The following is a 25,806-nucleotide window of genomic DNA, read 5'->3' on the forward strand; positions in this document are numbered from 1 at the left end:
TGCACCGAGGTTTGACTGATCCACAGGCATGCTCCCACGATCAATCGATAGGTTGCGCCGCAATGAAAAAGGCCCCGTTGATACGGGGCCTTTTACTTGGGCTTCAATTTTTTCAACTTTGCGGTCTCAATCCTTGTTGGAGTCCGAAGAGAAACAGCAGCAAATCATGATCGGGCTGTTTGGCCACGGATGTCTTGGCGACCCGTGGCAGTGGGCAATATTCGCCACTTCCTGAACTGAAAACTTGCATGCGTGGCTGTTCCCAGGCAGCCACTGCAAGTGAAGCAACTGCCAAGGCTCCTACCAAAAACAAACCTCGCGCAACTTCGAGTTTCATTGCTGTAAACCTTTGATAGCGCTGCCAAACGCCGTCTTGTAAAAATAGACGACTTTGTTCCAATGCGCCTGACTGAACGACGAGTGGCGGCGCACTGGTTTCATGCCCTGGGCGGTCGAATGCTGCCGGCATTTCCTGACCTCGCCACAGGTTGCGTCACCGCTACCGGACACACACGGCCAGGTGCTTGATAAAGAACGCGAACCACCACCGCACTGCACTGCCATTGAGTTACCTCTTGCGTAATACGTAAACCCGCCACATCGCATAGAGTGGAAAAAAGTCGAGACGTTCCTGAATTCGAAAACCTGCCTGCTCAAACTCCTCCTCCACCGTAGCGCGAGGCAGCACAAATCGATTTTGATAACCTGGCTGCTCGCGGCTTTTCTCCAGGCGCTTGCGCTTCCAGGCTTTGTAATTGCCGTCCACCCACATCGAAAGAATGACGCTGTCACGGGTAACGCGTTCGAACTCGCGCAAGAGGGTCAATCGATGCTCGGCTTCGCCAATGTGATGGAGCAGACGCATGCAGAAAATGCTGTCGACCGCGTTATCGGGCAAAGCGATATCAAAGGCTGAGGTGCGCAAGGTCTGTACCCGCTTCACCACATCGACAGGCTGCGCCTGTTTCGCCACCTTCAGCATGGACTCGGAGTTATCCGCGCCGATGATCACGCGGTTGCTCTTTTCTGCCAGCAATGGCCAGAAACGCCCGGTTCCGGAGGGCAAATCGAGTACAAGTCCCGGTTCGCCCGCCAATGCCAGTGCTTTTCTGACCAGATGTTCATTGCGCCAGTGAGACAAACGACGCACGAGACCCTCCCGGTGATTGCTCAAGTACCGTTGAGTGTCCTCATCGTCGTACTTTTCGGAAAAACCCAGCTTGATCGGGCCGTCAACCATCTTCGAGGTCTCCTGAGCTTTATATGACGACCACCCTACTTAGCGCCCCGTCAGCGTCAGGTTATACCTTTGTGAAAATAATGTTCTGCAAAAGCTGAATCGACTCAGGAACCCTGCAACGCATGCCACCCGTCAGATTTTTTGCGGGCCCCCGGTCGATCATCTGGCGGGCGACGCATTCAGGTCTACCTGAAAACGGCAACCATTGGGCTCCATATTCGTCAGGCTGACGGTCCAGCCCTGGTTCTCGCAGATACGTTGCACCAGTGACAGTCCCAGGCCCAGGCCTTCCCCGCGCTTCTCGTCGCCGCGCACAAACGGCTCGAACATCGCTTCGCGCTTTTCCTCGGGAATACCCACGCCACTGTCCTCGACCACGAAACCGCTGGCCGACAGACTCAGACGAATGAATCCGCGTTCGGTGTAGTGCAGTGCATTACGCAACAGGTTCCCCATGACCGCATGCAGGAACGTTGCGTTGTATCCGGAATCGTTTGGCTGGCCCGGCTCGAAAACCAGTTTCAAGCCTTTGGCTTCGATCGGCTCTCGCCATAGATTGATCAGTCCGTCGGCCACGCCACCCAACGTTTGTTTGGGTGACATGCTGGCGTCTTCGCGCTGGGCACGGGCCAGCATCAGGAAGGTCTGCACCAGTTCGCGCATTTCTTCACTGGCACGGGCCATTCGTTCGACCTGAGCGCGACTGCGCTGGTCGATACCCGGATTTTCCAGCAACAACTCGCAGGAGGTGGCCAATACCATCAACGGCGTACGCAACTCATGGCTGACGTCACTGGTGAACAACCGCTCACGGGTCAACGCCTGGCGCAGTCGACCCAGTGTCACGTCGAATGCCACCGCCAGCTCACCCACTTCATCTGCCGCATAATCCGGCGCCAGCGGCGGGGCCAGGCCCAGCAACTGGTCGCGATGCCGCACCTGACGAGCCAGGCGTACAACCGGCGCCATGACCCTGCGCGCCAGGACCCAGCCAAGAAAAACCGCCAGGGCCAGGCTGAGCACAAAGCCAACCAGCACTACAGCGAACAGGACCCGTTCACGCTCTTCGAAATCGCTCTGGTCCTGCAACAGCACATAGCGCCGCCCGTCGACGATTTCGACCATCGCGTGGTACGACAGCTGCTCGCGGAACACCTCGTGGAAGCCGGGATCCAGGTGCCGCAGATCCTTGGGCAACTCGAAATCGCCCGGCCCGCCACTGAAATAGAACAGCTGATCCGGTTCCGGGCGATGGTTCCAGTCTGAAAAGTTATCCATCAACAGCAGGCGCTGCAAATCGCCGCCAAGCCCTGCTGAAATCAGCTTTTCTTCCACCAGATGCACAGTGGCGACGATGCCCATGGCAAAGGCGCCTGCCACCAATGCGCTCATCAGCGCAAAGGCAATGATGATGCGTTGGGCAAGGCTTTGCTTAAACTCCATCTCGGCCCTCTGCCAAGCGATAACCCACGCCATGTACGGTGTGCAGCAGCGGTTTGGCAAACGGTTTGTCGATGACCTGGCGCAATTGGTGGACATGACTGCGCAAGCTGTCGCTATCGGGGCAGTCATCGCCCCACAGGGCCTCTTCGAGTATTTCGCGGCGCAATACGTGGGGGCTTTTCTGCATCAGCACCGCCAGCAATTTAAGGCCTACCGGGTTGAGTTTGAGCAATCGGCCATCACGGGAGACTTCCAGTGTGTCCAGGTCATAGCTAAGATCACCCACTTGCAGGGTACGACGCCCGCCACCTTGGGTACGCCGCATGACCGCCTCGATCCGCGCCGCCAGTTCCGACAGGGCGAAAGGCTTGATCAGGTAGTCGTCGGCACCGGACTTGAAGCCTTGCAGGCGGTCATCCAGTTGATCGCGCGCGGTCAGCATGATCACCGGCGTGTCACGTCGGGCATCTTCACGCAAGCGCTTGCAAAGCGTGTAGCCGTCGATGCCGGGCAACATGATATCGAGCACGATCAAATCGTAGTGCTCGGTAGCCGCCAGGTGAAGGCCCGACAAACCGTCCTGCGCGCAGTCCACGGTGTATCCTTTGAGCCCCAGGTAATCGGCCAGATTGGCCAGGATATCGCGGTTGTCTTCAACCAATAAAATTCGCATGGGCATCTCTCCGTACACAGTAACGGCCGTCTTGGCCCGCGCAGCTTAAGGCCAAGTGTGGCTCACGGCTAGCGTTACGCTACGCCGGTTGGGCGCCTTCGGAAAAGGCAGCCTGTTGACGGGTTTTTAACCATCGCTTCACACGCCCGCGACAGATGCGGGAGTAACTTGGTACTGATTGCTATAAGGAATGTTGCCAATGGATGTACTGAAAACGGCGCCCATGCGCTTTCTGCTGCTGATTTCCGGCTGCTGGCTGGTCATCTTTTTCCTGACCCGAATGGTTCTGCTGCTCACGCATCTGGATGAGGCCGGTAGCGGTTATCTGTCGGTTTTCGGCATCGGTCTGCTTTACGACCTCGGCTTCATTGCCTATGCGGTCCTGCCCATGGGCGTGTATCTGTTGCTCTGTCCGCAAGCCTTGTGGCGCCGTCGCGGTCATCGCTGGTTTCTCCAGGGGCTGTTGACCATCAGTCTGTTCGCGATGTTGTTCACCTCGGTAGCCGAGTGGTTGTTCTGGGATGAGTTCGGCGTGCGCTTCAACTTCATTGCCGTCGACTACCTGGTGTATTCCGACGAGGTGCTGAACAACCTGCTTGAGTCCTATCCGATCGGCACGCTGCTGAGCATCCTCGCGGTATTGGCTGTCGTGTTGAGCCTTGCCTTGCGCAAATTGTTCAATGCAGCCCTGAACGCCCCCTTGCCGCCAATGCGCCGGCGGCTGTTGGGTGTGCTGGGCCTACTGATTGTCGCCGGATTGAGCATGCAACTGCTCAGCCAGGATGCTCCACGCGCCCAGGGCGGCAACGCCTATCAGAACGAACTGGCGAGCAACGGCCCGTACCAGTTCTTCGCCGCTTTCCGTAACAACGAACTGGATTACCCGCAGTTCTACAGCACCCTGCCGGCAGCCGTCGTTGCACAGCAGATCCGCGCGGAGTTGAGCGAGCCCAACGCCCGCTTCGTCGGCAACGACCCGCTGGATATCCGCCGGGACATCGACAACCCCGGTAGCGAACGCAAGCCCAACATCATTCTGGTGACTATCGAAAGCTTCAGTGCCAAGTACATGGGCAGCAACGGCGACGAACGCAATCTGACGCCGAACCTGGATGCCTTGCGCAAGCAAAGCCTGTATTTCAACAACTTCTATGCCACCGGTACCCGCACCGATCGTGGTCTGGAAGCCATCACCCTGGCGATTCCGCCAACGCCGGGCCGCTCGATTGTCAAACGCGTGGGTCGTGAGAGCGGCTTCGCCAGCCTGGGCCAGCAACTCAACGCCAAAGGTTACGACAGTGTGTTCGTCTACGGCGGCCGCGGTTATTTCGACAACATGAACGCCTTCTTCAGCGGCAACGGTTATCGCGTCGTGGACCAGAGCAGCGTCGAAGAGTCGGAAATTCACTTCAAGAACGCCTGGGGCATGGCCGACGAAGATCTCTACACGCAGGCGATGAAACTGGCTGACGCCGATTACGCGAAGCAGCAACCGTTTCTGCTGCAACTGATGACGACGTCCAACCATCGTCCGTACACCTATCCGGACAATCGGATCGATATCAAATCGGGTAACGGGCGCGACGGTGCAGTGAAGTACACCGACTATGCCATTGGTCAGTTCCTCGATCAGGCGCGTAAAAAGCCCTGGTTCGACAGTACAATCTTCGTTTTTGTCGCCGACCACACGGCAGGAAGCGCCGGCAAGGAGGACTTGCCGGTCAACAACTACCAGATTCCATTGTTCATCTATGCACCAAAGCTGATAGAAGCGCGCGAGACCGCACAACTGGCCAGTCAGATCGACCTGGCCCCTACATTGATGGGCCTGCTGAATCTTGATTACCAGTCGACGTTCTTCGGCCGCAATCTGTTGCAGGAAAACTCACTGCCACCGCGTGTGGTGATCGGCAACTATCAGCACTTGGGCTTGTTCGACGGCAAGGATCTGGCGATCCTGAGCCCGCGCCAGGGACTGCGCCGCCACGATGAAGCGCTGACCGACAGTCGCGAGTCCCGGGCAACCGCCAGCGATCCGTTGATCGGCCGGGCAATCACTTATTACCAAACCGCCAGTTATGGCTTCAAGCAGCAGCTGCTTGGCTGGAGGGCGCCCAAGGAGGGCACCGACCAAGTCAGCAAATGAAAACCGAATGGCCCCGGGCTGATGCCCCGGGGCTTTTCCTTAGTTCAGGATCCAGCATGTCATCAACCGTTGCCCGCCCCGTCTCTCGCCCGCTCAACTTGTGGGTGTTTCTGGGTGTCCCCGCCGTCACGGCAATCACTTTGCTATTACTGGAGCTGACGTCCCTGGACATGGACCTCGCCAGGATGTTTTACGACCCGGCCGCCGGTGGTTTTGTCGGCAGGCACAGTTATTTCCTCGAAACGATCCTGCATGACCGTGCCAAGCAAGTGGTCATTGCCTTCTCGGTATTCGCCATCCTGGGTTTTGTCGGCTCGTTCCTGATCGGCAGGCTCAAACCGCTCAAGCGGGAACTGGGCTGCCTGGTGCTGTCCCTCGGTTTGGCGACATCGTTTGTCACGCCCATGAAAGCAGTGACAGCCGTGCAATGCCCGTGGAGCCTCGAACAGTTCGGTGGCCATGAAAAATACAGCGAATTGTTGAGCCCGCGTCCGCCTACCGAAAAACCTGGCCGCTGCTGGCCCGGTGGACATGCCGCGACCGGCTTCACCCTGTTCGCCTTGTTCTTCGTATTGCGTGACCGTCGACCACGCCTGGCCCGCGCTGCGCTCGTCTTCGCTTTCACCCTGGGTTCGGTGTTCTCCATCGGTCGAATGATGCAGGGCGCGCACTTCTTCTCCCACAACGTCTGGACGGCAGTGTTCTGCTGGCTGATTTGCCTGGGGTCGTACTACTGGATTCTTTATCGTCCGGCTTCCCCGGCAGAGAAAGTGACCAAGGCCCAGCCTGTCGGTGCCTGATCCGAGGTCCTCGCGGGCGATACGACTTGCCCGCGAAGCGCCCTCCATAAACGACACGACTTTCTGAACCGCAATAAAAAACCCCGCCTGCTCATCGCAGGCGGGGTTTTTTCGTACGGGGTAAGGCTGGCTTACATCATGCCGCCCATGCCGCCCATGCCGCCCATGTCTGGCATGCCGCCGCCAGCAGGTGCGTCTTTCTTCGGTGCATCAGCAACGGCTGCTTCGGTGGTCAGGATCAGACCGCCGATGGAGCTTGCAGCTTGCAGAGCCGAACGGGTGACCTTGGTTGGGTCCAGGATACCCATTTCGATCATGTCGCCGTATTCGCCGGTCGCAGCGTTGTAACCGAAGCTGCCCTGACCGTTCTTGACCTTGTCGACTACCACGCTTGGCTCGTCGCCGGAGTTGGCAACGATCTGGCGCAGTGGTGCTTCGATTGCGCGACGCAGAACTGCGATACCGACGTTCTGGTCAGCGTTGTCGCCTTTCAGGTCAGCCAGGGTCTGCAGAGCGCGGATCAGCGCTACGCCACCGCCAGGTACCACGCCTTCTTCAACGGCTGCACGGGTAGCGTGCAGGGCGTCTTCAACGCGGGCTTTCTTCTCTTTCATTTCAACTTCGGAACCGGCGCCAACCTTGATCACCGCAACGCCGCCGGACAGCTTGGCCAGACGCTCTTGCAGTTTTTCACGGTCGTAGTCCGAGGAAGTTTCGGCAACCTGGGCACGGATCTGGGCGATACGTGCTTCGATGTCGCCCTGTACGCCAGCACCGTCAACGATGATGGTGTTTTCCTTGGACAGGGTGACGCGCTTGGCGTTGCCCAGGTGCTCCAGGGTGGTGCTTTCCAGGCTCAGGCCGATCTCTTCGGAGATGACGGTACCGCCGGTCAGAACGGCGATGTCCTGCAGCATGGCCTTGCGACGGTCGCCGAAGCCAGGCGCCTTGACGGCTGCGACTTTGACGATGCCACGCATGTTGTTCACAACCAGAGTCGCCAGGGCTTCGCCTTCAACGTCGTCGGCACTGATCAGCAGTGGACGGCCGGCTTTGGCAACGGCTTCCAGCACTGGCAGCATTTCGCGGATGTTCGAGATTTTCTTGTCGACCAGCAGGATCAGCGGGCCGTCCAGCTCGGCCACCATGGTGTCCGGCTTGTTGACGAAGTAAGGGGACAGGTAGCCACGGTCGAACTGCAAGCCTTCAACAACCGACAGTTCGTTTTCCAGGCCCGAGCCTTCTTCAACGGTGATCACGCCTTCTTTACCGACTTTTTCCATGGCTTCGGCAATGATGTCGCCGATGGAGTTGTCGGAGTTGGCGGAGATGGTACCTACCTGAGCGATGGCCTTGGTGTCAGCGCATGGCTTGGACAGTGCTTTGAGCTCTTTGACGACAGCAACGGTCGCCTTGTCGATGCCGCGCTTGAGGTCCATCGGGTTCATGCCGGCAGCGACGGCTTTCAGGCCTTCGTTGACGATCGCCTGAGCCAGAACGGTAGCGGTGGTGGTACCGTCGCCAGCGTCATCGTTGGCACGGGAGGCAACGTCTTTGACCAGCTGCGCGCCCATGTTTTCGAAACGGTCTTCCAGTTCGATTTCCTTGGCTACGGAAACGCCGTCCTTGGTGATGGTCGGAGCGCCGAAGCTCTTTTCCAGAATCACGTTGCGGCCTTTCGGACCCAGGGTCGCTTTTACAGCGTCAGCCAGGACGTTTACACCAACGAGCATTTTCTTGCGGGCGGAATCGCCGAATTTAACTTCTTTAGCAGCCATGATCGATATTCCTTGAATGCTTTGTAATAGCGGGAAAATGAACGGGGGTTATCAGCCTTCGATAACAGCGAGGATTTCGTTCTCGCTCATTACCAGCAGGTCTTCGCCGTCGACTTTCACAGTGTTGCTGCCGGAGTAAGGACCGAACACAACCTTGTCGCCCACTTTGACGGACAGTGCACGCACTTCGCCGTTTTCCAGCACACGGCCGGTGCCGACAGCCAGGACTTCACCGTGGTTGGCTTTTTCAGCAGCCGAACCTGGCAGGACGATACCGCCAGCGGTTTTCTTTTCTTCTTCGCTGCGACGGATGACGACGCGGTCATGCAGAGGACGAAGCTTCATTGTCGATCTCTCCTAATTGTGGTTTTCATCGGCCGGTGTAGTCCCGGCGGGTTTAACAAAATCCGGCGGCGCCGGGTGCGGCTCGCCAAGCGAACCGCGGAAGTCTGTCTGGCGTGAACGCCAGAAACCTTGCGGTGACCGATACATAAGGGCGCATATGCTTATTACAAGGGCGGGCAGCGAAAAATTTTCTTATCGATGCCCTGCAAACGAACACGGCACCCGAAGGTGCCGTGTCGCCAGGCGTATTACTTGGTATCGCGGTGCTCGAATTCACCTTCGATCACGTTTGGCTCGCGGCCCAGCGGTTCGCGTGGCACGGGACCGCCACGGGGTTGAAGATCGTCGGCAAAGGCGCGCTGACGCATCGCCTGTTCCTCGGCACGCTGGCGCATTTTTCCGGCCAGCAGACGACGGCTGGCCGGCAACAGCATCAGGAGACCGACGACATCGCTGATGAAGCCCGGAAGAATCAGCAAACCACCGGCCAACGCCAGCATCAGGCCTTCGAGCATGGTCTGGGCGGGCAATTCGCCGCGGTTGAGGCTTTCACGGGCACGTAGTGCCGTGGCCAGGCCGGCGACACGCAGCACGAACACACCGAACATGGAGCCGAGAATGATCAGCAGCAGGGCCGGGAAAAACCCGATGGCCCCTGCCACCTTGACGAATACGAACAGCTCCAACACCGGAAACAGCAGAAAGAGCAACAAAAAAGGGCGCATCAAATGGTTCCTCAACACAAGCAAGAAAGCCTTGCCAGTTCACCTTAGATGACGTCGCCGTTTCGTGAATTCAAGCGTCGACCGCTTCATTTTTCGGCCAATGCTCTGCGTGAGCCAGGAAAATCAAGGCCTCGCGAACTTGTGTCGGAGTGTTACATGGCGTCGGGAACGACAACCAATAGACGCCCTGGCCGATGCGCAGATGCATGCCTTCGCTGTCGATACCGACCATCTGCGCCGGCGAGGTTTTCGGCAGCCCGGCCAGCTCCACGTAGTGCGCGATGGCCTTGGCATGGTCGCTGTTCATGTGCTCGATCATGCTCACCTCGGCCTTGCCGGCGAAGGGGTTGGCCAGGTTCAGATCGTTGACCCAGTGGATGGCGCCAAAACCGCCGATGTAACGATGCCGCACCGGTTGCAGCACCCAGAAATCGAAATCATGGGCCTTGTGATAATTCTGCGAGTCGGGGAAAAAGCGGTAGTAGCGTGCGGCTGCGGCTTCGATGGCGTCCTCGCCCTCGATCATTTGGGCCTCGGCCAGATAAGTCAGGCGCCCGACGGCCTGCACGTCTTCCGCTTCGCGCTCGCCCACCAGCAGCGAGCATTTCGGGTCCTTTTGCAGGTTGTGGGTATGCTGGGCGATGCGGCTGATCAGGATCAGCGGTCGCCCCTGCTCGTCCAGGCAATAAGGAACCACGGAGCCGAATGGAAAACCGGGCATGGCCTTGGAGAGCGTCGACAGGACGCCACGGTATTCCTTGAGCAGCAATTCTCGTGCATGCTTGGCAACTTCAACGCTCAATTTATGACTCCTTATATAGAATCCGTCAGAAAAACGGACGAGCGACTGGTAAAAGTTCCAGTACGCCATCGGGGGCAGTTCTCGTGTGCAGCCAGGCCACATCAGGCGCAGATCGAGAGGCACTCCATAAGGAAACCACTCAGACCTGCTACCGGGGCACGCCCATGCAACTCACTGACAAAGTAATCATTATCACTGGCGGTTGCCAGGGTTTGGGCCGCTCCATGGCCGAGTATTTCGCCGGCCTGGGCGCGAAACTGGCGCTGGTCGACCTGAACCAGGAAAAGCTCGACGATGCCGTGGCGTCCTGCAAGGCCAAGGGTGTCGAGGCACGCGCCTACCTGTGCAACGTGGCCAATGAAGAACAAGTGACGCACATGGTTGCCCAGGTAGCCGAAGACTTCGGTGCGATCCACGGCCTGATCAATAACGCCGGCATCCTGCGCGACGGCCTGCTGCTCAAGGTCAAGGATGGCGAAATGAGCAAAATGAGCCTGGCCCAGTGGCAGGCGGTCATCGATGTCAACCTGACCGGCGTGTTCCTGTGCACCCGTGAAGTCGCCGCAAAGATGGTCGAGTTGAAGACCAGCGGCGCGATCATCAATATCTCGTCGATTTCCCGAGCCGGCAATGTCGGCCAGACCAACTACTCCGCCGCCAAGGCCGGTGTCGCTGCGGCCACCGTGACCTGGGCCAAGGAACTGGCGCGTTACGGTATTCGTGTAGCCGGCATTGCGCCGGGCTTCATCGAGACCGAAATGACCCTGGGCATGAAGCCTGAGGCACTGGAGAAAATGACCTCGGGTATTCCGCTCAAGCGCATGGGCAAGCCGGAAGAAATCGCCCATTCGGCGGCGTACATCTTCGAAAACGACTACTACACCGGCCGGATCCTGGAAATGGATGGCGGGTTGCGCATCTAAAACCCACCTGTAGGAGCCAGGCTTGCCGGCGAAGGCGTCCTCGAGACCGCTTTCGCCGGCAAGCCGTGCTCCTACAAAAGCGGATTAATCGTCGCTGATGCTGATGTTCGGCATCGCCGGCGTTGCTGCCTCCTGCAACACGATCCGCGCGCCGACATGGCGGGCCAGTTCCTGGTAAACCATCGCAATCTGGCTGTCAGGCTCGGCGATCACCGTCGGTTTACCACCATCGGCCTGCTCGCGAATGACCATCGACAGCGGCAACGAGGCGAGCAACTCGACGCCATACTGGCTGGCCAGTTTCACCCCGCCGCCTTCTCCGAACAGATGCTCGGCATGTCCGCAATTGGAGCAGATGTGCACGGCCATGTTTTCCACCACGCCCAGCACCGGAATGTTGACCTTGCGGAACATCTCCACCCCCTTGCGCGCGTCGAGCAGGGCCAGGTCCTGCGGCGTGGTGACGATGACGGCACCGGCCACCGGGACTTTCTGTGCCAGGGTCAACTGGATGTCACCGGTACCTGGCGGCATGTCGATGACCAGGTAGTCCAGATCGCCCCAGGCCGTCTGGGTCACCAGTTGCAGCAAGGCGCCGGAGACCATCGGGCCGCGCCAGACCATCGGTGTGTTGTCGTCAGTCAAAAACGCCATGGACATGACTTCGACACCATGGGATTGCAGCGGCACAAACCACTTCTGGTCCTTGACCTGAGGACGGGTGCGCTCCGGGATGCCGAACATGATGCCCTGGCTTGGGCCGTAGATATCCGCGTCGAGAATCCCGACCTTGGCGCCTTCGCGCGCCAGCGCCAATGCGAGGTTGGCAGCGGTGGTGGACTTGCCCACGCCCCCCTTGCCGGATGCCACGGCGACCACGTTCTTGACGTTGGCCAGCCCCGGAATTTGCGCCTGGGCCTTGTGCGCGGCAATCACGCAGGTGATGTCGACCCGGGCCGACGCGACGCCGTCCAGGCCCTCGATGGCCATTTGCAGCATCTGCGCCCAGCCACTCTTGAACAGACCGGCGGCATAACCCAGTTCGAGCTGAACGCTGACGCGGTCACCCTGAACCTCGATATTGCGCACGCACCCGGCGCTGACCGGGTCCTGGTTCAGATAAGGGTCGGTATATTGGCGAAGAACAGCTTCCACCGCTGCGCGATTGACGGCGCTCATGGGCAACTCCGATAACAAGGCTGGAAAATCAGGCGAGTATCGTACCTGTTCTAATCGTTTGAAGGGATGGCGAAACATCACGCTTTTGCAGGAGCACGGCTGCTCTGATCCAATGAAACAGGCCCACGGGGTGAAAAATATGCGCCGGCGCTTTATAGTGGCCGACCTCCGTTTCATCAAGTAGCCGAGCCCCATGTCCGAGCCACGCAAGATTCTCGTCACCAGCGCCCTGCCCTATGCCAATGGTTCGATTCACCTCGGCCATATGCTGGAATACATCCAGACCGATATGTGGGTGCGCTTCCAGAAGCACCGCGGCAATCAATGCATTTATGTCTGCGCCGACGACGCCCACGGCTCGGCAATCATGCTGCGCGCGGAAAAGGAAGGCATCACCCCGGAACAACTGATCGCCAACGTCCAGGCCGAACACAGCGCCGACTTTGCCGAGTTCCTGGTGGACTTCGACAACTTCCACTCCACTCACGCCGAAGAAAACCGTGAGCTGTCGAGTCAGATCTACCTGAAGTTGCGCGACGCCGGCCACATCGCCACGCGTTCGATCACCCAGTACTTCGACCCGGAAAAGAAAATGTTCCTGGCCGACCGCTTCATCAAGGGCACCTGCCCGAAATGCGGCACGGAAGACCAGTACGGCGACAACTGCGAAAAATGCGGCGCCACCTATGCACCCACCGACCTGAAAGATCCGAAGTCGGCCATTTCCGGCGCCACGCCGGTGCTCAAGGACTCCCAGCACTTTTTCTTCAAGTTGCCGGATTTCCAGGAAATGCTGCAAGGCTGGACCCGCAGCGGCACCCTGCAGGACGCCGTCGCCAACAAGATTGCCGAATGGCTGGATGCCGGCCTGCAGCAGTGGGACATCTCCCGTGATGCCCCGTACTTCGGCTTTGAAATTCCCGACGAGCCGGGCAAGTACTTCTACGTATGGCTGGACGCGCCAATCGGCTACATGGCGAGCTTCAAGAACCTTTGCAACCGGACGCCGGGGCTGGACTTCGACGCATTCTGGAACAAGGACTCCACCGCCGAGCTGTACCATTTCATCGGCAAGGACATCGTCAACTTCCACGCCCTGTTCTGGCCAGCCATGCTCGAAGGCGCCGGCTACCGCAAACCGACCGGCATCAATGTGCACGGCTACCTGACCGTCAACGGCCAGAAAATGTCCAAGTCCCGCGGCACCTTCATCAAGGCCCGGACCTACCTGGACCACCTGTCGCCGGAATACCTGCGCTACTACTACGCGTCCAAACTGAGCCGCGGCGTGGACGACCTGGACCTGAACCTCGAAGATTTCGTGCAGAAGGTCAACTCCGACCTGGTCGGCAAAGTCGTCAACATTGCCAGCCGTTGCGCCGGTTTTATCCACAAGGGCAACGCCGGCGTCATGGTCGATACCAATGCCGCGCCGGAACTGACCGATGCGTTCCTGGCCGCCGCGCCAGGCATCGCCGACGCCTATGAAGCCCGCGACTTCGCCCGGGCCATGCGCGAAATCATGGCCCTGGCCGACCGCGCCAACGCCTGGATCGCCGACAAGGCGCCGTGGTCGCTGAACAAACAGGAAGGCAAGCAGGACGAGGTCCAGGCCATCTGCGCCACCGGCGTCAACCTGTTCCGCCAGTTGGTGATCTTCCTCAAACCAGTGCTGCCGCTGCTGGCCGCCGACGCCGAGGCGTTCCTGAACGTCGCGCCGCTGACCTGGAACGATCACGCCACCCTGCTGGCGAACCATCAATTGAACGAGTTCAAGCCGTTGATGACGCGCATCGACCCGGCCAAGGTACAGGCCATGACCGACGCTTCGAAAGAAGACCTGGCCGCCAGCCAGACCGACACCGGCGAATCGGCACCGGCCGGCAATGGCGAACTGGCCAAGGACCCGCTGTCCCCGGAAATCGAGTTCGACACCTTCGCGGCCGTCGATTTGCGCGTGGCGCTGATCATCAAGGCCGAACACGTGGAAGGTGCCGACAAGTTGCTGCGCCTGACCCTCGATATCGGTGACGAACAACGCAACGTGTTCTCCGGGATCAAGAGTGCCTATCCAGACCCGTCCAAGCTCAATGGTCGCCTGACCATGATGATTGCCAACCTCAAGCCACGGAAAATGAAGTTCGGCATTTCCGAAGGCATGGTGATGGCCGCGGGCCCCGGCGGTGAAGAAATCTACCTGCTGAGCCCTGACAGCGGCGCCAAGCCTGGTCAGCGGATCAAGTAAGGCGAGCGGTAAAGCGATCCCACAGTCATGCGTGGCATGACTGTGGGATTTTCATGTCCGGCATACCCTGCGTCTTGCCGGATAGTGCCTAAGCTTTTTAAGGCACGGCATTGAAAAAGCCCTGTTTTTTTGTGGGAGCGAGCCTGCTCGCGATGAGGCATTCACATCCAATAACGATGTAACTGACACACCGCAATCGCGAGCAGGCTCGCTCCCACAGTGGAAGACCTCCACTCAAGCGAACAGCGTTACCGTAATTTGTCGGCACGATCATGACCGAAGCATTTCTTACGCTTGTCAGCACCGCCCTGATCAACAACCTCGTGTTGCACTGGCCTCTGGGCGTCGATCCGCTACTGGGCAGTGAACCCCGGCAAGTCCACGCCCTGGGCATTGCGACAACGTGCCTGATGCTGATTGTCGGCCTGTTCGGCTACACGCTCTATCATTGGCTGCTCCTCCCGCTGGAGTTGACTTCGCTACGCCTATTCGTGTTTCTGCCCCTGAGCGTGCTGACGATCGGCCCGTTGCTCAAGGGGTTGTCCCATTTGTTCGCGACGCTGCCGTTCAAGGGTCTTTGGCCGCTGCTACTGGGCAATGCCGCCGTGCTCGGGGTGACGTTGCTCAACGCTCAGGACGACAAGGGATTTTTCTCCGCCGCCGCCCTGAGCCTGGGGGCCGGACTCGGATTCTGGCTGGTATTGAGCCTGTTCAACGACTTGCGCCAACGCACGCGCAATAACGATATTCCGTTGCCCTTTCACGGCTTGCCGATTGACCTGATCGGCGCTGGCCTGATCGCGGTGGCCTTTCTCGGATTCAGTGGACTGATCAAAACATGAGTCTGATTCAACGCATCGACGCCCTCTTGCCGCAGACCCAATGCGGTAAATGCGGCCATCCCGGATGCAAACCCTACGCCGAAGGCATCGCCAATGGCGAGCCGATCAACAAGTGTCCGCCGGGCGGGAGCGAAACCATCAGCGGCCTGGCCGAGCTGCTCAACGTGCCGGTACTGGAACTGGATGTGAGCCGTGGTTCGGCGCCCGCGCAAATTGCCTACATTCGCGAAGCCGAATGCATCGGATGTACCAAATGCATTCAGGCCTGCCCGGTCGATGCCATCGTCGGCGCGGCCAAACTGATGCACACGGTGATTGTCGACGAATGCACCGGGTGTGACCTCTGCGTCGCACCCTGCCCGGTGGATTGCATCGAAATGCGTCCATTGCCCATCGCCACGGTAGTGCCCGTTGTTGGCGGTCTGGCATTCAGCCTTGAAGACCAACGTGCGCGTGCCGCCAAACGCAACCATGCCCGGCGTCGTTACGAACAGCGCAACGCCCGCTTGCTGCGCGAAGAACAGCAAAAATCCGCTGAGCGCCTTGCTCGCGCGCAACGTGCCGCCCAGCCCAGCGAGGTGACACTTGACCCGGTGCAGGCCGCCCTTGAACGCGTCCGCGCGCAAAAAGCCGCCAACGCCGATGCTGCGCTGAAAAAGGCCAGGATCGATCTGGCCATGAGCCGGGCACAACTGACCAAATCACTCAAAGCCTTCGGCCATCCCCCGACCTTCGATCAACAGTCGCAACTGATCGTCCTGCAACAACAGTTCGAAACCGCAGAGCAAGCCCTTGCGCAGTTGGAAAGCACCGTGCCGCCGGCTCCAACGCCTGCTGCCGCCGTGCCGAAGAATGCGGAACTGAATCGAGCGAAGATTCAATTGGCCATGCGCCGCGCCGAACTGAAGAAAGCCCTCAATAGCGGGGCAGCTGCCGAGCAGATCAAGTTGCTGGAGCATGCCGTCAGCGAAGCCGAACGCCAGGTGGATGCCCATGCCACCCCTTGAGCCGGTCGACAAGCGCCTGCAACAGGCGATGAAACTGGTTCTACTGGCTACATTGCCAGGGATGCTGGCATTGTTCTGGGTGTATGGCTGGGGCGTGTTGATCAACCTGCTGTTGGCGGGCGCAAGTGCATTGGCCGTTGAAGCAGCCGTCCTGCAATTGCGCAAACGCGCGATCAAGCCCACCTTGAGTGATGGCAGCGCCCTGGTCAGCGCCACGCTGCTGGCGCTTGCCTTGCCGCCGTATTGCCCGTGGTGGCTGACGGTCTGCGCGGCTGCATTCGCCATGTTGCTTGGCAAGCATTTGTATGGAGGCGTCGGCAGTAATCCGTTCAACCCGGCGATGCTCGGCTTCGCCCTGGTGATGGTGGCGTTTCCCCAACAAATGACCCACTGGCCTGCATCCCAGGGCATGGATCTGCCGGCGACCGTCCAGCAAGTCTTCGGTTTCGGCCAAAGCCCGGATGCCTGGGTCCGAGCCACGGCACTCGACAGCCTGCGCATCAACAAAAGCCTGACCATGGACGAACTGTTTTCCGCGAATCCCGCATTTGGCCGCTTTGGTGGCCACGGCGTGGAATGGGTGAATCTGGCTTTTCTCGCTGGCGGCCTGTTTCTACTGCAACGTCGTGTGTTCGGCTGGCATGCGCCAGTCGGGATGCTCGCCAGCCTCTTCATTTTCAGCCTGGTGTGCTGGAACGGGACGGGGTCCGACTCCCATGGTTCCCCGCTGTTTCACCTGCTGAGCGGTGCCAGCATGATGGGCGCGTTTTTCATCGTCACCGAACCCGTGTCCGGCCCAAAGAGCCCCGGGGCGCGGCTGCTGTTCGGCATCGGGGTCGGGCTGCTGACCTATCTGATTCGAACCTGGGGCGGCTACCCGGATGGCGTAGCCTTTGCCGTGCTGTTGATGAACCTCTGCGTACCGGCGCTGGAGCGCTTTATCGCAACCAGGCAGGAGCGGATTGCGCCATGAACCGGGCGTCGAACGTTGTCATCCTGGTGCTGTTGGCGGCCTTCGGACTTGGCCTGACCTATGTGGTACAACGCAGCAGTGCGCCAAGGATCGCCAGCGAACAGCGCTCGATCGACAGCCGCAGCCTGTTGGATCTGCTGCCACCCGACAGCTACGACAACCAACCGCTGGAACAATCGCTCACGCTCAAGGATCCGACGCTGGCCAATAGCACGCTGCTGACCGGTTACCGGGCCACCAGGGCCGGCCAAACGTCCGCCGTGTTGTTGCGCAGCCAGACGTCGGGTTATGCCGGCACCATAGACTTGCTGATTGCCATCGACCCCAATGGCAGGCTGATAGGCGTCAAAACCCTGAAACAAACGGAAACGCCAGGGCTCGGCGCGCGGATCGCCGACCGGCCCAATGCATGGCTTCAGGCATTTACCGGCAAGTCCCGAACCGATCCGGAAGATAACGGCTGGGCCTTGAAAAAGGATCGAGGACAATTTGACCAGATTGCAGGAGCGACCATCACCTCAAGAGCGGTGATAAACGCTACGCACGATGCGCTGCGCTACTTCGATGAACACCGGCAACCACTGCTCGGGGCATCCCATGAGTAAATTTTCGCAATTGCAGCACTCATTAATGCTCGCACCACTTATTGGCGCCACCGGCTCGCTGGTGTCCGCTCTGGGCCTGTGGTTGTTCTTCGCCGTCGTGATCAGCGTATTTGGTGTGCTCATGAATGCAGTGCGATCGCATTTGCTTGCGACGACACGCTTGCTGGCAAGCGTGCTGTTCGCCGCAACGCTGACCAGTTGCGCGGAACTGGGTGCCCAGGCCTGGTCATTGCAGTGGTATCAACAGATGGGAATCTATCCTGCCCTGGTTGCCTTGCAATGTGTTGTGCTGGAGCACACCGGTTTTTTCCAGAGCACACGGCGAAACCGCATTCACCTGTACCTTCTGTTCGGCGTGCTGATGCTGACCCTGAGTTCGCTGCGTGAACTGATGGGTGATGGCACATTCGGTCATCATCTATCGTGGCTGATCGCTGCAACCCCGGGCTGGCAGGGCTGGGTGCTGAACGCCGATGGCGGCTCGCGCCTGGCGGTGTTGGCCCCTGGTGGCTTCATTTTGCTGGGAGTGCTGGTTGCCGCATGGCGGGCCTGTCAACGCCCAACCTCTTCACTCTGACTGTCTTCAAGGAAACGCACCGCCAATGAATGCCGCAAAACGCCTGGAAATCTTCCGCAGACTGCATGAAGACAATCCTGAGCCAAAGACCGAACTGGCCTATACCTCTGCGTTTGAATTACTGATCGCGGTGATTCTTTCGGCACAATCGACCGATGTCGGCGTCAACAAGGCGACGGCAAAGCTGTTTCCGGTTGCCAACACCCCTGCCGCTATCCATGCCTTGGGTGTCGAGGGACTGTCGGAGTACATCAAGACCATCGGCCTGTACAACAGCAAGGCAAAAAACGTGATCGAGACCTGCCGCCTGCTGGTCGAACGTCATGAGGGTGAAGTGCCGCAGACCCGAGAAGAACTGGAAGCCCTGCCTGGCGTGGGACGCAAGACCGCCAACGTGGTGCTCAATACGGCATTTCGCCAATTGACCATGGCTGTGGACACCCATATTTTCCGGGTCAGCAACCGCACCGGCATTGCACCTGGCAAGAATGTGGTCGAAGTTGAAAAGAAACTGATGAAGTTTGTGCCCAGGGAGTACCTGCTCGACTCCCACCACTGGCTGATCCTTCACGGCCGCTATGTTTGCCTGGCCCGCAAGCCACGCTGTGGCAGTTGCCGGATCGAAGACTTGTGTGAATACAAGCACAAGACCTCGGACGATTGAGCCGCTATTGGATTTATTGATTTACCGATTGAAAAAATCTTTTTTACCCGCCGGGAGATTGTCGATATAAGGAGCCCCAAAGGCCGTCTTAGCCTGGAGTAACTAAATGAGCACTGGCAAAGAGCAATTGGACGTAGAGGACGACTTCATCCCAGTTGAGGCTGATGATAGCGAGCCTGTGGTTGAAGTAGCGAAAACCAACCTGAGCAAACGCCGCACAATCGACAATCTGCTGGAGGAGCGCCGACTGCAAAAGCAATTGGCCGATTACGACTTTGACTTGTGACAACTGAAAAGCCTCCCGAAACGGAGGCTTTTTACTGTGTGCCGAACCGCGATGATTGCCCGTTCATCGCATATTGCCGATGCAAAAGAATCACGCCAGCCCGTTGCGTTGAGCCAACTCGATCAGATCCACCAGAGAACGCGCATTGAGTTTCAGCAATAGACGCGTCTTGTAGGTGCTGACGGTCTTGTTACTGAGGAACATCCCGTCGGCGATCTCTTTGTTGGTCTTGCCCCTGGCCAACTGCTGCAAGACCATCATTTCACGACCCGACAGACGATCCACCATATCGGCTTCACTGGCGTTCCCCAAACTGGCACGCACGGTATGCAAGGCTTGATTGGGAAAGTAGCTATAACCGGACAAGACTGCCTTTATGGCGCTGAGCAACTCGGTGAGATCCTGCTGCTTGCACACATACCCGGCAGCCCCCGACTGCATGCAACGCATGGAAAAATGCCCGGGCGCCTGGGAAGTCAAAATGAGCACTTTCATGGGCATGGCCGCCGATGACAGTCGCGCGATGACCTCCAGCCCGTCGAGTTTCGGTATCCCGATATCCAGAATGACAATATCCGGCATAAATTCACGGGCAAGTTGCAATGCATCCACACCATTATCTGTTTCTGCAACAACTTCGTAGCCATGACGCTCCATCAGCATGCGTACTGCAAGACGAATGACAGGGTGATCATCCACGATCAGCACTTTATTCATGGGCAAGTCCAATTTTCGCTGTTCGAATTTTTAGAGCCCGCACAATAGCCTAGTCGTTTCACCCATGGCATGCCGCTCCCCCCGGCGACCCGCACCGAGAGACATTCCCTACAAGATTCGCGGATTAGTCTTACAAAAAATCGACGAAGACAACATCAAAAAGATGGAATTGGCCTTGGAAGGTGATGTTCTTTCAATATCATTTTGTATCGACATACAACCAGAAAAACTAAAACCCAATACCGGACAAGACCACGCCGCAACCCGGTCGAACTTCAAACCACACGACACAAAACATCAAACCTTAAACACCAGAAATATCACACACCGCCTATCAACTTGCTCTTACAGCAAAAAAACCTGCATGAACAATCATTGGCAATAGGAATGCTCAAAGAGTAATAACGAGCACACCCCGGATAAATCGCAGGCCATATGAACTCAAATAAAGCCAAATCAAGTCGGCGATACAAAGATCACGGCACAACACCCAGAAAAGCCATGAGGAGCAAAAATGATCAAACTCACAAAAAAAATTGGCAACCCAATGACAATAATCGCCATTTTTGCAACATTGTCTGAAGCATCGGCAGCGGTCTCTCTACCCTTCCTGGATAACGACGAAAGAGAGATCTACATATGGTTCCTGATCAGCTTCCCTTTCTATTTGCTATTCCTTTTTTTTGTCACACTCAACTTCAATTATCGATCGCTCTACTCGCCTTCCGACTTTGATAAGGATGAACACTTCCTCAAAGCCATGGACGTTGTTACCCCTCAAAAAAACAACGCATCGAGAACTGATACTTGCCATATCTCCCCCTGCGGTGCCCAGGCTCCGCCAGACGAGCTGGAACGACAGGCTGCGCCTTCGGTAGAGCCGCAAATGCACTCACCCGACTTATTGAAGTCTTTGCACATCGTCGATACGCGCTGGATGAAAAACAAACTGGAGTTCCACACTATGCTGAAAAATCTGCAAAAGACGCAGAAAAGACAAGCAGGCGTGATTCTATTTCTCACCGTTACGGCAACGGAAACATTTGTGAAGGAAAGCGTACTCAAACTTTCCCGACAAGGCAGGAAGCGCAGCACAGCTAATTGCTGTGTTACTTACAATTTGAATTCACAAGGGATGGTGGTATTGGATCAGGGCAGGTAACCAGGCCTTATCGATGAAAGACAGGCGACCCGGCAAAAAGGCAGGTAGTGCTTAAATGGATGTATCTGAATGGCGCATCGAAAAAACCTTTCGACATCGTGGCCCCGTCGATGACGAGGCCACAATGACTCTACAGCTCAAGGCGCTCAGAACAGCTTGCGGCCCTTGTTCGCGGCAATGCGCATACGCAAGGCGTTGAGCTTGATGAAGCCCGCTGCGTCAGCCTGGTTGTAAGCGCCGCCATCTTCCTCGAAGGTCGCAATGTTGGCGTCAAACAGCGAATCATCGGACTTGCGGCCGGTGACAATAACGTTGCCCTTGTACAGTTTCAGGCGTACCACGCCATTCACGTTGACCTGGGAAGCGTCGATCATCTGTTGCAGCATCAGACGCTCCGGGCTCCACCAGTAACCGGTGTAGATCAGGCTCGCGTATTTGGCCATCAACTCATCTTTGAGGTGAGCCACTTCGCGGTCCAGGGTGATCGACTCGATCGCACGGTGAGCACGCAGCATGATGGTGCCGCCAGGTGTTTCGTAGCAGCCACGGGACTTCATGCCCACGTAACGGTTTTCCACGATGTCCAGACGGCCGATACCGTGTTCGCCACCGATGCGGTTCAACGTCGCCAGCACGGTTGCCGGAGTCATTTCGACGCCATCGAGTGCGACGATGTCGCCGTTACGGTAGGTCAGTTCCAGGTACTGCGGCTTGTCGGGAGCCTTCTCCGGGGAGACGGTCCAGCGCCACATGTCCTCTTCGTGCTCGGTCCAGGTGTCTTCCAGCACGCCACCTTCATAGGAGATGTGCAGCAGGTTGGCGTCCATCGAGTACGGGGACTTCTTCTTGCCGTGGCGCTCGATCGGGATCCCGTGCTTTTCAGCGTAATCCATCAGCTTCTCACGGGACAGCAGGTCCCATTCACGCCACGGAGCGATCACTTTCACGCCAGGCTTGAGCGCATAGGCGCCCAGTTCGAAACGCACCTGGTCGTTGCCTTTGCCAGTGGCGCCGTGGGAAATGGCGTCAGCACCGGTTTCATTGGCGATTTCGATCAGACGTTTGGCGATCAATGGACGAGCGATGGACGTACCCAGCAGGTACTCGCCTTCGTAAACGGTGTTGGCGCGGAACATCGGGAAAACGAAATCGCGTACGAACTCTTCGCGAAGGTCGTCGATGTAGATCTCTTTCACGCCCATGGCCTGTGCCTTGGCGCGAGCCGGTTCGACCTCTTCGCCCTGACCCAGGTCAGCAGTGAAGGTCACCACTTCACAGTTATAAGTATCCTGCAGCCACTTGAGGATCACCGAAGTGTCCAGGCCGCCGGAATACGCCAGAACGACCTTGTTTACGTCCGCCATGCCATCACTCCACGGGGTTTTACGGAAAGCCGAGGAGTCTACCGCTCATACAGGATAATTTACAGTGGCGCGACAGCTTATGACGACGAAGCGACAGAATCTGTCGAGGGGGCGACGATGACCACCGATTCAGGAAGTGGCCGAGGTAGCCGGTTTCGTCGCCTGGGGTGCCACCTGCTCCGCTGGCGCTCCACGCTCAAGACGCACCGCAACCCGACGGTTCTTCGACCGGTTGGCGTTGTTGGTATTGGGCGCCAGCGGATAGCGCTCGCCATGGAAGCGCATCGTGATCTGCGACTCCTGGATACCGTTGGCCTTGAAAAACTCCATGACCGCCAAGGCCCGGCGACGTGACAGTTCACGATTGGTCAGGCGATTGCCGCTGTTATCGGAATGGCCGTCGAGTTCGATGTGATTGACCGTCGGATCAGCCTTCATGTATTCGAGCATCACCTGCAACCTGGCCTTCGCGGCGGCGTCCAGATCGATTCCTCCACCCGGGAAACCGACTTCGGATTGCTTGATCTGATCGAAGTTCTGCGGCAACAACTTGGCCACGCACCCCTGGTAGTCGACGAACGCCTTGTTGAACTTGACCGGCAACAAGCGAATCTCCGAAACCCGACCATCGCCCGAGGAATGCCGGACCACCGGACTGCGCCCGTCCATCAGCCCACTGATCAAGCGTCCTGCCTGAGCCTGCGAGCTGTTGAACAATACATTACCGCTGCCTAGTCTCACCGTCCCCAGATTGATGTCGTCCCGCCCTGGCTGCCAAGGTGCGGCGGCGGCAAGCAGCGTGGCCGAGCCTCCCCCCATCACGGCGTTGTAGGCATTCAGACGAAAAGTCGCCTGTTCGCCCGCACGACGCACGAACTGCCCGGAGCCGAAATCGGTGATCGGCTGCGTGAGGCGGCACTCGAATTTGTCGCCTTCGACCGTCCACTCAATGTTCTCCAGACGGGTCTGAAACGTGAGCGCCATCGCAGGAAGGCTGGCAAACACACTGAGCAAGGCTAAATATCGCTGGCGCACGGGAGGCTCCACTGGCTTCTACAACTAAAAGACCGACACACAAATGTTTACGGCATACCTGTTGGATATCGGAAGCTTGCCGCAAAACTTGATAGCGAGTGCCTGCAAGAGTCTTTTCCGGTAGCATTCCCCTCAGTTTGACCCGCCTGGAATCCCCCTCATGTCCGACCGCCTGACCCTGCTGCGTCCCGACGACTGGCACATTCATCTTCGCGATGGTGCCGTGTTGACCAATACCGTCGCGGATGTCGCGCGTACCTTTGGTCGCGCCATCATCATGCCCAACCTCGTTCCTCCGGTCCGCAATGCGGCTGAGGCCGACGGCTATCGCCAGCGGATTCTCGCTGCCCGTCCCGCCGGCAGCCGCTTCGAACCGCTGATGGTCCTGTACTTGACCGACCGCACCCAGCCCGAAGAAATTCGCGAAGCCAAGGCGGGCGGTTTCGTTCACGCCGCCAAGCTGTACCCGGCCGGCGCGACCACCAATTCGGACTCTGGCGTCACCAGCATCGACAAGATTTTTCCTGCGCTGGAGGCCATGGCCGAAGTCGGAATGCCCCTGCTGATTCACGGTGAAGTCACCCGCGGCGATGTCGACGTGTTCGATCGCGAAAAGATCTTCATCGACGAGCACATGCGTCGCGTGGTCGAGAGGTTCCCGACCCTGAAAGTGGTGTTCGAGCACATCACCACCGCCGACGCCGTGCAATTCGTCAATTCGGCTTCGGCCAATGTGGGTGCGACCATCACCGCGCACCACCTTCTGTACAACCGCAACCACATGCTGGTGGGCGGAATTCGGCCGCACTTCTATTGCCTGCCGATACTCAAGCGCAATACCCATCAGGAAGCCTTGCTCGACGCCGCCACCAGCGGCAGCAAAAAGTTCTTCCTCGGCACGGACTCGGCGCCTCACGCCAAGCATGCCAAGGAAGCCGCCTGCGGCTGTGCAGGTTGCTACACCGCTTATGCAGCCATCGAGATGTATGCCGAAGCCTTCGAACAGCGCAATGCGCTGGACAAACTCGAAGCTTTCGCCAGCCTCAACGGCCCTCGCTTCTACGGATTGCCGGTGAACACTGACCGCATCACCCTGGTTCGCGAAGAATGGACGGCCCCGGCCAGCCTGCCGTTTGGCGATCAGACCGTTATTCCGCTGCGCGCCGGTGAAAAACTGCGCTGGCGCCTGCTGGAGGAACACGCGTGAGCGAAGACCATTTCGATGACGAACAGGAAGGTCATGGCGGCGGAGGCGGTCCTCGTCATCCAATGGCCGCCAGGTTCCGTGGTTACCTGCCCGTTGTCGTCGACGTAGAAACCGGTGGTTTCAACTCCGCCACCGACGCCCTGCTGGAAATCGCGGCAACGACCATCGCCATGGATGAAAAGGGGTTTGTCTACCCGGATCACACCTACTTCTTCCGCGTCGAGCCTTTCGAAGGTGCGAACATCGAGGCGGCAGCGCTGGAGTTCACCGGGATCAAACTCGATCACCCACTGCGCATGGCCGTGAGTGAAGAGACAGCCCTGAACGATATCTTCCGTGGCGTGCGTAAGGCTCTGAAGGCCAATGGTTGCAAACGGGCGATCCTGGTCGGGCACAACAGCAGCTTCGACCTGGGCTTCCTGAATGCGGCGGTTGCGCGCCTGGACATGAAGCGCAATCCGTTTCATCCGTTCTCCAGTTTCGACACGGCCACCCTCGCCGGCCTGGCTTATGGCCAGACCGTGCTGGCCAAAGCCTGCCAGGCAGCGGACATCGACTTTGACGGTCGCGAGGCTCACTCGGCTCGCTATGACACCGAGAAGACTGCCGAACTGTTCTGCGGCATCGTCAATCGCTGGAAACAAATGGGCGGCTGGGAAGATTTCGACGATTGATGTGGGGGATGTAGGAGCCAGGCTTGCCGGCGAAGAACGATGACGCGGTGTTTCAGATACACCGCGGCGTCTGGTTCGCGGGCGAGCCTCGCTCCTACAAAGCGTGATGCTGTTTCCCGCCCATAAAAAAACCGGCCTCGAAGGCCGGTTTTTTTATGCCTGGAGCGCGCCTTACAGGGCAGCAGCGTGCTCGGTCAGGTAAGCAGCAACGCCTTCTGGCGAAGCGTTCATGCCTTTGTCGCCTTTTTTCCAGTTGGCAGGGCAGACTTCGCCGTGCTCTTCGTGGAATTGCAGAGCGTCGGCACACGTCCAGCCCCCATTCCGGCCGATACGCTGGAGCACATCGCCATGACCTTGCTGCGCCGCTACGGCGTGGTGTTCTGGCGATTGCTGG

The 25,806-nt window shown here is 58.3% G+C and carries 26 protein-coding genes and 1 pseudogene; 14 read left to right on the forward strand and 13 right to left on the reverse strand.

Going from position 1 to position 25,806, the window contains the following annotated elements:
* Positions 1–112: 112 nt before the first annotated feature.
* The 4 genes from ACQKP2_RS13195 to colR all read right to left on the reverse strand — a co-directional run bounded on the left by ACQKP2_RS13195 (position 113) and on the right by colR (position 3,356).
* On the reverse strand, positions 113–337 hold the full coding sequence (locus tag ACQKP2_RS13195) for a hypothetical protein (protein ID WP_427577047.1): 225 nt from the start codon (positions 335–337) through the stop codon (positions 113–115).
* Between the two features lie 231 nt (positions 338–568).
* Complete coding sequence (locus ACQKP2_RS13200; protein ID WP_427577000.1) at positions 569–1,240, reverse strand: methyltransferase domain-containing protein; 672 nt, start codon at positions 1,238–1,240, stop codon at positions 569–571.
* Positions 1,241–1,399: 159 nt separating this feature from the next.
* Complete coding sequence (locus ACQKP2_RS13205) at positions 1,400–2,683, reverse strand: sensor histidine kinase (RefSeq protein ID WP_427577002.1); 1,284 nt, start codon at positions 2,681–2,683, stop codon at positions 1,400–1,402.
* A complete protein-coding gene (gene colR, locus ACQKP2_RS13210) occupies positions 2,673–3,356 on the reverse strand; it encodes a two-component system response regulator ColR (protein WP_427577004.1) in 684 nt (227 codons plus the stop codon). The genes ACQKP2_RS13205 and colR overlap by 11 nt, the downstream gene beginning before the upstream one ends.
* A gap of 199 nt (positions 3,357–3,555) precedes the next feature.
* Between colR and ACQKP2_RS13215 the strand changes: the two genes are divergently transcribed.
* Together ACQKP2_RS13215 and ACQKP2_RS13220 are read left to right on the forward strand one after the other, a co-directional pair.
* Complete coding sequence (locus ACQKP2_RS13215; protein WP_427577006.1) at positions 3,556–5,502, forward strand: LTA synthase family protein; 1,947 nt, start codon at positions 3,556–3,558, stop codon at positions 5,500–5,502.
* 56 nt (positions 5,503–5,558) lie between these two features.
* Positions 5,559–6,302 carry a phosphatase PAP2 family protein gene (locus tag ACQKP2_RS13220; RefSeq protein ID WP_427577007.1) on the forward strand — a complete coding sequence of 248 codons (744 nt, stop codon included), beginning with the start codon at positions 5,559–5,561 and terminating at the stop codon, positions 6,300–6,302.
* A gap of 131 nt (positions 6,303–6,433) precedes the next feature.
* Here ACQKP2_RS13220 and groL read toward each other — a convergent pair whose 3' ends face one another.
* From groL to ACQKP2_RS13240, 4 genes are all read right to left on the reverse strand, one after another.
* Positions 6,434–8,080, reverse strand: coding sequence for a chaperonin GroEL (gene groL / locus ACQKP2_RS13225; protein WP_427577008.1), 1,647 nt, complete (start codon positions 8,078–8,080; stop codon positions 6,434–6,436).
* A 51-nt stretch (positions 8,081–8,131) separates the two neighbouring features.
* Complete coding sequence (locus ACQKP2_RS13230; RefSeq protein WP_427577009.1) at positions 8,132–8,425, reverse strand: co-chaperone GroES; 294 nt, start codon at positions 8,423–8,425, stop codon at positions 8,132–8,134.
* Positions 8,426–8,673: 248 nt separating this feature from the next.
* Positions 8,674–9,150 (reverse strand): FxsA family protein, encoded by a 477-nt coding sequence (locus ACQKP2_RS13235; protein ID WP_427577011.1) that lies wholly within the window; start codon positions 9,148–9,150, stop codon positions 8,674–8,676.
* A gap of 70 nt (positions 9,151–9,220) precedes the next feature.
* Entirely contained in the window at positions 9,221–9,952 is a 732-nt protein-coding gene (locus tag ACQKP2_RS13240; protein ID WP_427577013.1) for a HugZ family protein, read from the reverse strand.
* A gap of 164 nt (positions 9,953–10,116) precedes the next feature.
* Here ACQKP2_RS13240 and ACQKP2_RS13245 point away from each other — a divergent pair, with 164 nt between their 5' ends.
* A complete protein-coding gene (locus ACQKP2_RS13245) occupies positions 10,117–10,875 on the forward strand; it encodes an SDR family oxidoreductase (protein WP_427577015.1) in 759 nt (252 codons plus the stop codon).
* An 84-nt stretch (positions 10,876–10,959) separates the two neighbouring features.
* Here ACQKP2_RS13245 and apbC read toward each other — a convergent pair whose 3' ends face one another.
* Positions 10,960–12,054, reverse strand: coding sequence for an iron-sulfur cluster carrier protein ApbC (gene apbC, locus ACQKP2_RS13250; RefSeq protein WP_427577017.1), 1,095 nt, complete (start codon positions 12,052–12,054; stop codon positions 10,960–10,962).
* Between the two features lie 193 nt (positions 12,055–12,247).
* Between apbC and metG the strand changes: the two genes are divergently transcribed.
* The 8 genes from metG (at position 12,248) to ACQKP2_RS13290 (ending at position 19,253) form a co-directional block, all read left to right on the forward strand.
* Positions 12,248–14,299: a methionine--tRNA ligase gene (metG, locus tag ACQKP2_RS13255; protein WP_427577018.1), complete on the forward strand. Its 2,052-nt coding sequence runs from the start codon at positions 12,248–12,250 to the stop codon at positions 14,297–14,299.
* A gap of 272 nt (positions 14,300–14,571) precedes the next feature.
* Complete coding sequence (locus ACQKP2_RS13260) at positions 14,572–15,141, forward strand: Rnf-Nqr domain containing protein (protein ID WP_427577020.1); 570 nt, start codon at positions 14,572–14,574, stop codon at positions 15,139–15,141.
* Complete coding sequence (rsxB, locus tag ACQKP2_RS13265; protein ID WP_427577022.1) at positions 15,138–16,148, forward strand: electron transport complex subunit RsxB; 1,011 nt, start codon at positions 15,138–15,140, stop codon at positions 16,146–16,148. Before ACQKP2_RS13260 ends, rsxB begins: the two co-directional genes overlap by 4 nt.
* Complete coding sequence (locus tag ACQKP2_RS13270) at positions 16,135–17,121, forward strand: RnfABCDGE type electron transport complex subunit D (protein ID WP_427577024.1); 987 nt, start codon at positions 16,135–16,137, stop codon at positions 17,119–17,121. The genes rsxB and ACQKP2_RS13270 overlap by 14 nt, the downstream gene beginning before the upstream one ends.
* On the forward strand, positions 17,118–17,726 hold the full coding sequence (locus ACQKP2_RS13275) for an RnfABCDGE type electron transport complex subunit G (RefSeq protein ID WP_427577026.1): 609 nt from the start codon (positions 17,118–17,120) through the stop codon (positions 17,724–17,726). Before ACQKP2_RS13270 ends, ACQKP2_RS13275 begins: the two co-directional genes overlap by 4 nt.
* Complete coding sequence (locus tag ACQKP2_RS13280; protein ID WP_427577027.1) at positions 17,719–18,303, forward strand: Rnf-Nqr domain containing protein; 585 nt, start codon at positions 17,719–17,721, stop codon at positions 18,301–18,303. Before ACQKP2_RS13275 ends, ACQKP2_RS13280 begins: the two co-directional genes overlap by 8 nt.
* Before the next feature lie 25 nt (positions 18,304–18,328).
* Complete coding sequence (gene nth / locus ACQKP2_RS13285; RefSeq protein ID WP_427577029.1) at positions 18,329–18,967, forward strand: endonuclease III; 639 nt, start codon at positions 18,329–18,331, stop codon at positions 18,965–18,967.
* 106 nt (positions 18,968–19,073) lie between these two features.
* Positions 19,074–19,253 carry a PA3496 family putative envelope integrity protein gene (locus tag ACQKP2_RS13290; protein WP_427577030.1) on the forward strand — a complete coding sequence of 60 codons (180 nt, stop codon included), beginning with the start codon at positions 19,074–19,076 and terminating at the stop codon, positions 19,251–19,253.
* Between the two features lie 90 nt (positions 19,254–19,343).
* On the opposite strand, the gene ACQKP2_RS13295 is transcribed toward ACQKP2_RS13290, so the two are convergent.
* Positions 19,344–19,970 carry a response regulator gene (locus ACQKP2_RS13295; RefSeq protein WP_427577032.1) on the reverse strand — a complete coding sequence of 209 codons (627 nt, stop codon included), beginning with the start codon at positions 19,968–19,970 and terminating at the stop codon, positions 19,344–19,346.
* Positions 19,971–20,484: 514 nt separating this feature from the next.
* Here ACQKP2_RS13295 and ACQKP2_RS13300 point away from each other — a divergent pair.
* Complete coding sequence (locus tag ACQKP2_RS13300) at positions 20,485–21,132, forward strand: hypothetical protein (protein ID WP_427577034.1); 648 nt, start codon at positions 20,485–20,487, stop codon at positions 21,130–21,132.
* 146 nt (positions 21,133–21,278) lie between these two features.
* Here the strand turns inward: ACQKP2_RS13300 and ACQKP2_RS13305 are convergent, their stop codons facing one another.
* Positions 21,279–22,496: an argininosuccinate synthase gene (locus ACQKP2_RS13305; RefSeq protein ID WP_427577036.1), complete on the reverse strand. Its 1,218-nt coding sequence runs from the start codon at positions 22,494–22,496 to the stop codon at positions 21,279–21,281.
* Positions 22,497–22,625: 129 nt separating this feature from the next.
* Positions 22,626–23,531, reverse strand: a complete 906-nt coding sequence (locus tag ACQKP2_RS13310) for a flagellar protein MotY (RefSeq protein ID WP_427577038.1) — start codon at positions 23,529–23,531, stop codon at positions 22,626–22,628.
* Positions 23,532–23,691: 160 nt separating this feature from the next.
* On the opposite strand from ACQKP2_RS13310, the gene pyrC reads away from it, so the two are divergent.
* Both pyrC and rnt read left to right on the forward strand, forming a co-directional pair.
* Positions 23,692–24,738: a dihydroorotase gene (gene pyrC / locus ACQKP2_RS13315; protein ID WP_427577039.1), complete on the forward strand. Its 1,047-nt coding sequence runs from the start codon at positions 23,692–23,694 to the stop codon at positions 24,736–24,738.
* Positions 24,735–25,412, forward strand: coding sequence for a ribonuclease T (gene rnt / locus ACQKP2_RS13320; protein ID WP_427577041.1), 678 nt, complete (start codon positions 24,735–24,737; stop codon positions 25,410–25,412). The genes pyrC and rnt overlap by 4 nt, the downstream gene beginning before the upstream one ends.
* 171 nt (positions 25,413–25,583) lie before the next feature.
* On the opposite strand, the pseudogene ACQKP2_RS13325 reads toward rnt, so the two are convergent.
* Positions 25,584–25,806 (reverse strand): annotated as a pseudogene (locus tag ACQKP2_RS13325) (hypothetical protein); the annotation flags it as partial.

The organism is Pseudomonas sp. NPDC089569 (genome assembly GCF_050280625.1).
Classification (GTDB): domain Bacteria; phylum Pseudomonadota; class Gammaproteobacteria; order Pseudomonadales; family Pseudomonadaceae; genus Aquipseudomonas.

Bases quoted from the DNA above. Each gene is read 5' to 3' on its own strand.
- ACQKP2_RS13290 (WP_427577030.1), top strand. From the start codon at position 19,074: ATGAGCACTGGCAAAGAGCAATTGGACGTAGAGGACGACTTCATCCCA.
- groL (WP_427577008.1), bottom strand. From the start codon at position 8,080: ATGGCTGCTAAAGAAGTTAAATTCGGCGATTCCGCCCGCAAGAAAATG.
- ACQKP2_RS13200 (WP_427577000.1), bottom strand. From the start codon at position 1,240: ATGGTTGACGGCCCGATCAAGCTGGGTTTTTCCGAAAAGTACGACGAT.
- ACQKP2_RS13230 (WP_427577009.1), bottom strand. From the start codon at position 8,425: ATGAAGCTTCGTCCTCTGCATGACCGCGTCGTCATCCGTCGCAGCGAA.
- ACQKP2_RS13235 (WP_427577011.1), bottom strand. From the start codon at position 9,150: ATGCGCCCTTTTTTGTTGCTCTTTCTGCTGTTTCCGGTGTTGGAGCTG.
- ACQKP2_RS13275 (WP_427577026.1), top strand. From the start codon at position 17,118: ATGAACCGGGCGTCGAACGTTGTCATCCTGGTGCTGTTGGCGGCCTTC.
- ACQKP2_RS13195 (WP_427577047.1), bottom strand. From the start codon at position 337: ATGAAACTCGAAGTTGCGCGAGGTTTGTTTTTGGTAGGAGCCTTGGCA.
- ACQKP2_RS13215 (WP_427577006.1), top strand. From the start codon at position 3,556: ATGGATGTACTGAAAACGGCGCCCATGCGCTTTCTGCTGCTGATTTCC.
- nth (WP_427577029.1), top strand. From the start codon at position 18,329: ATGAATGCCGCAAAACGCCTGGAAATCTTCCGCAGACTGCATGAAGAC.
- metG (WP_427577018.1), top strand. From the start codon at position 12,248: ATGTCCGAGCCACGCAAGATTCTCGTCACCAGCGCCCTGCCCTATGCC.
- ACQKP2_RS13295 (WP_427577032.1), bottom strand. From the start codon at position 19,970: ATGAATAAAGTGCTGATCGTGGATGATCACCCTGTCATTCGTCTTGCA.
- ACQKP2_RS13280 (WP_427577027.1), top strand. From the start codon at position 17,719: ATGAGTAAATTTTCGCAATTGCAGCACTCATTAATGCTCGCACCACTT.
- ACQKP2_RS13270 (WP_427577024.1), top strand. From the start codon at position 16,135: ATGCCACCCCTTGAGCCGGTCGACAAGCGCCTGCAACAGGCGATGAAA.
- ACQKP2_RS13205 (WP_427577002.1), bottom strand. From the start codon at position 2,683: ATGGAGTTTAAGCAAAGCCTTGCCCAACGCATCATCATTGCCTTTGCG.
- pyrC (WP_427577039.1), top strand. From the start codon at position 23,692: ATGTCCGACCGCCTGACCCTGCTGCGTCCCGACGACTGGCACATTCAT.
- apbC (WP_427577017.1), bottom strand. From the start codon at position 12,054: ATGAGCGCCGTCAATCGCGCAGCGGTGGAAGCTGTTCTTCGCCAATAT.
- ACQKP2_RS13300 (WP_427577034.1), top strand. From the start codon at position 20,485: ATGATCAAACTCACAAAAAAAATTGGCAACCCAATGACAATAATCGCC.
- colR (WP_427577004.1), bottom strand. From the start codon at position 3,356: ATGCGAATTTTATTGGTTGAAGACAACCGCGATATCCTGGCCAATCTG.
- ACQKP2_RS13245 (WP_427577015.1), top strand. From the start codon at position 10,117: ATGCAACTCACTGACAAAGTAATCATTATCACTGGCGGTTGCCAGGGT.
- ACQKP2_RS13220 (WP_427577007.1), top strand. From the start codon at position 5,559: ATGTCATCAACCGTTGCCCGCCCCGTCTCTCGCCCGCTCAACTTGTGG.
- rsxB (WP_427577022.1), top strand. From the start codon at position 15,138: ATGAGTCTGATTCAACGCATCGACGCCCTCTTGCCGCAGACCCAATGC.
- ACQKP2_RS13305 (WP_427577036.1), bottom strand. From the start codon at position 22,496: ATGGCGGACGTAAACAAGGTCGTTCTGGCGTATTCCGGCGGCCTGGAC.
- ACQKP2_RS13260 (WP_427577020.1), top strand. From the start codon at position 14,572: ATGACCGAAGCATTTCTTACGCTTGTCAGCACCGCCCTGATCAACAAC.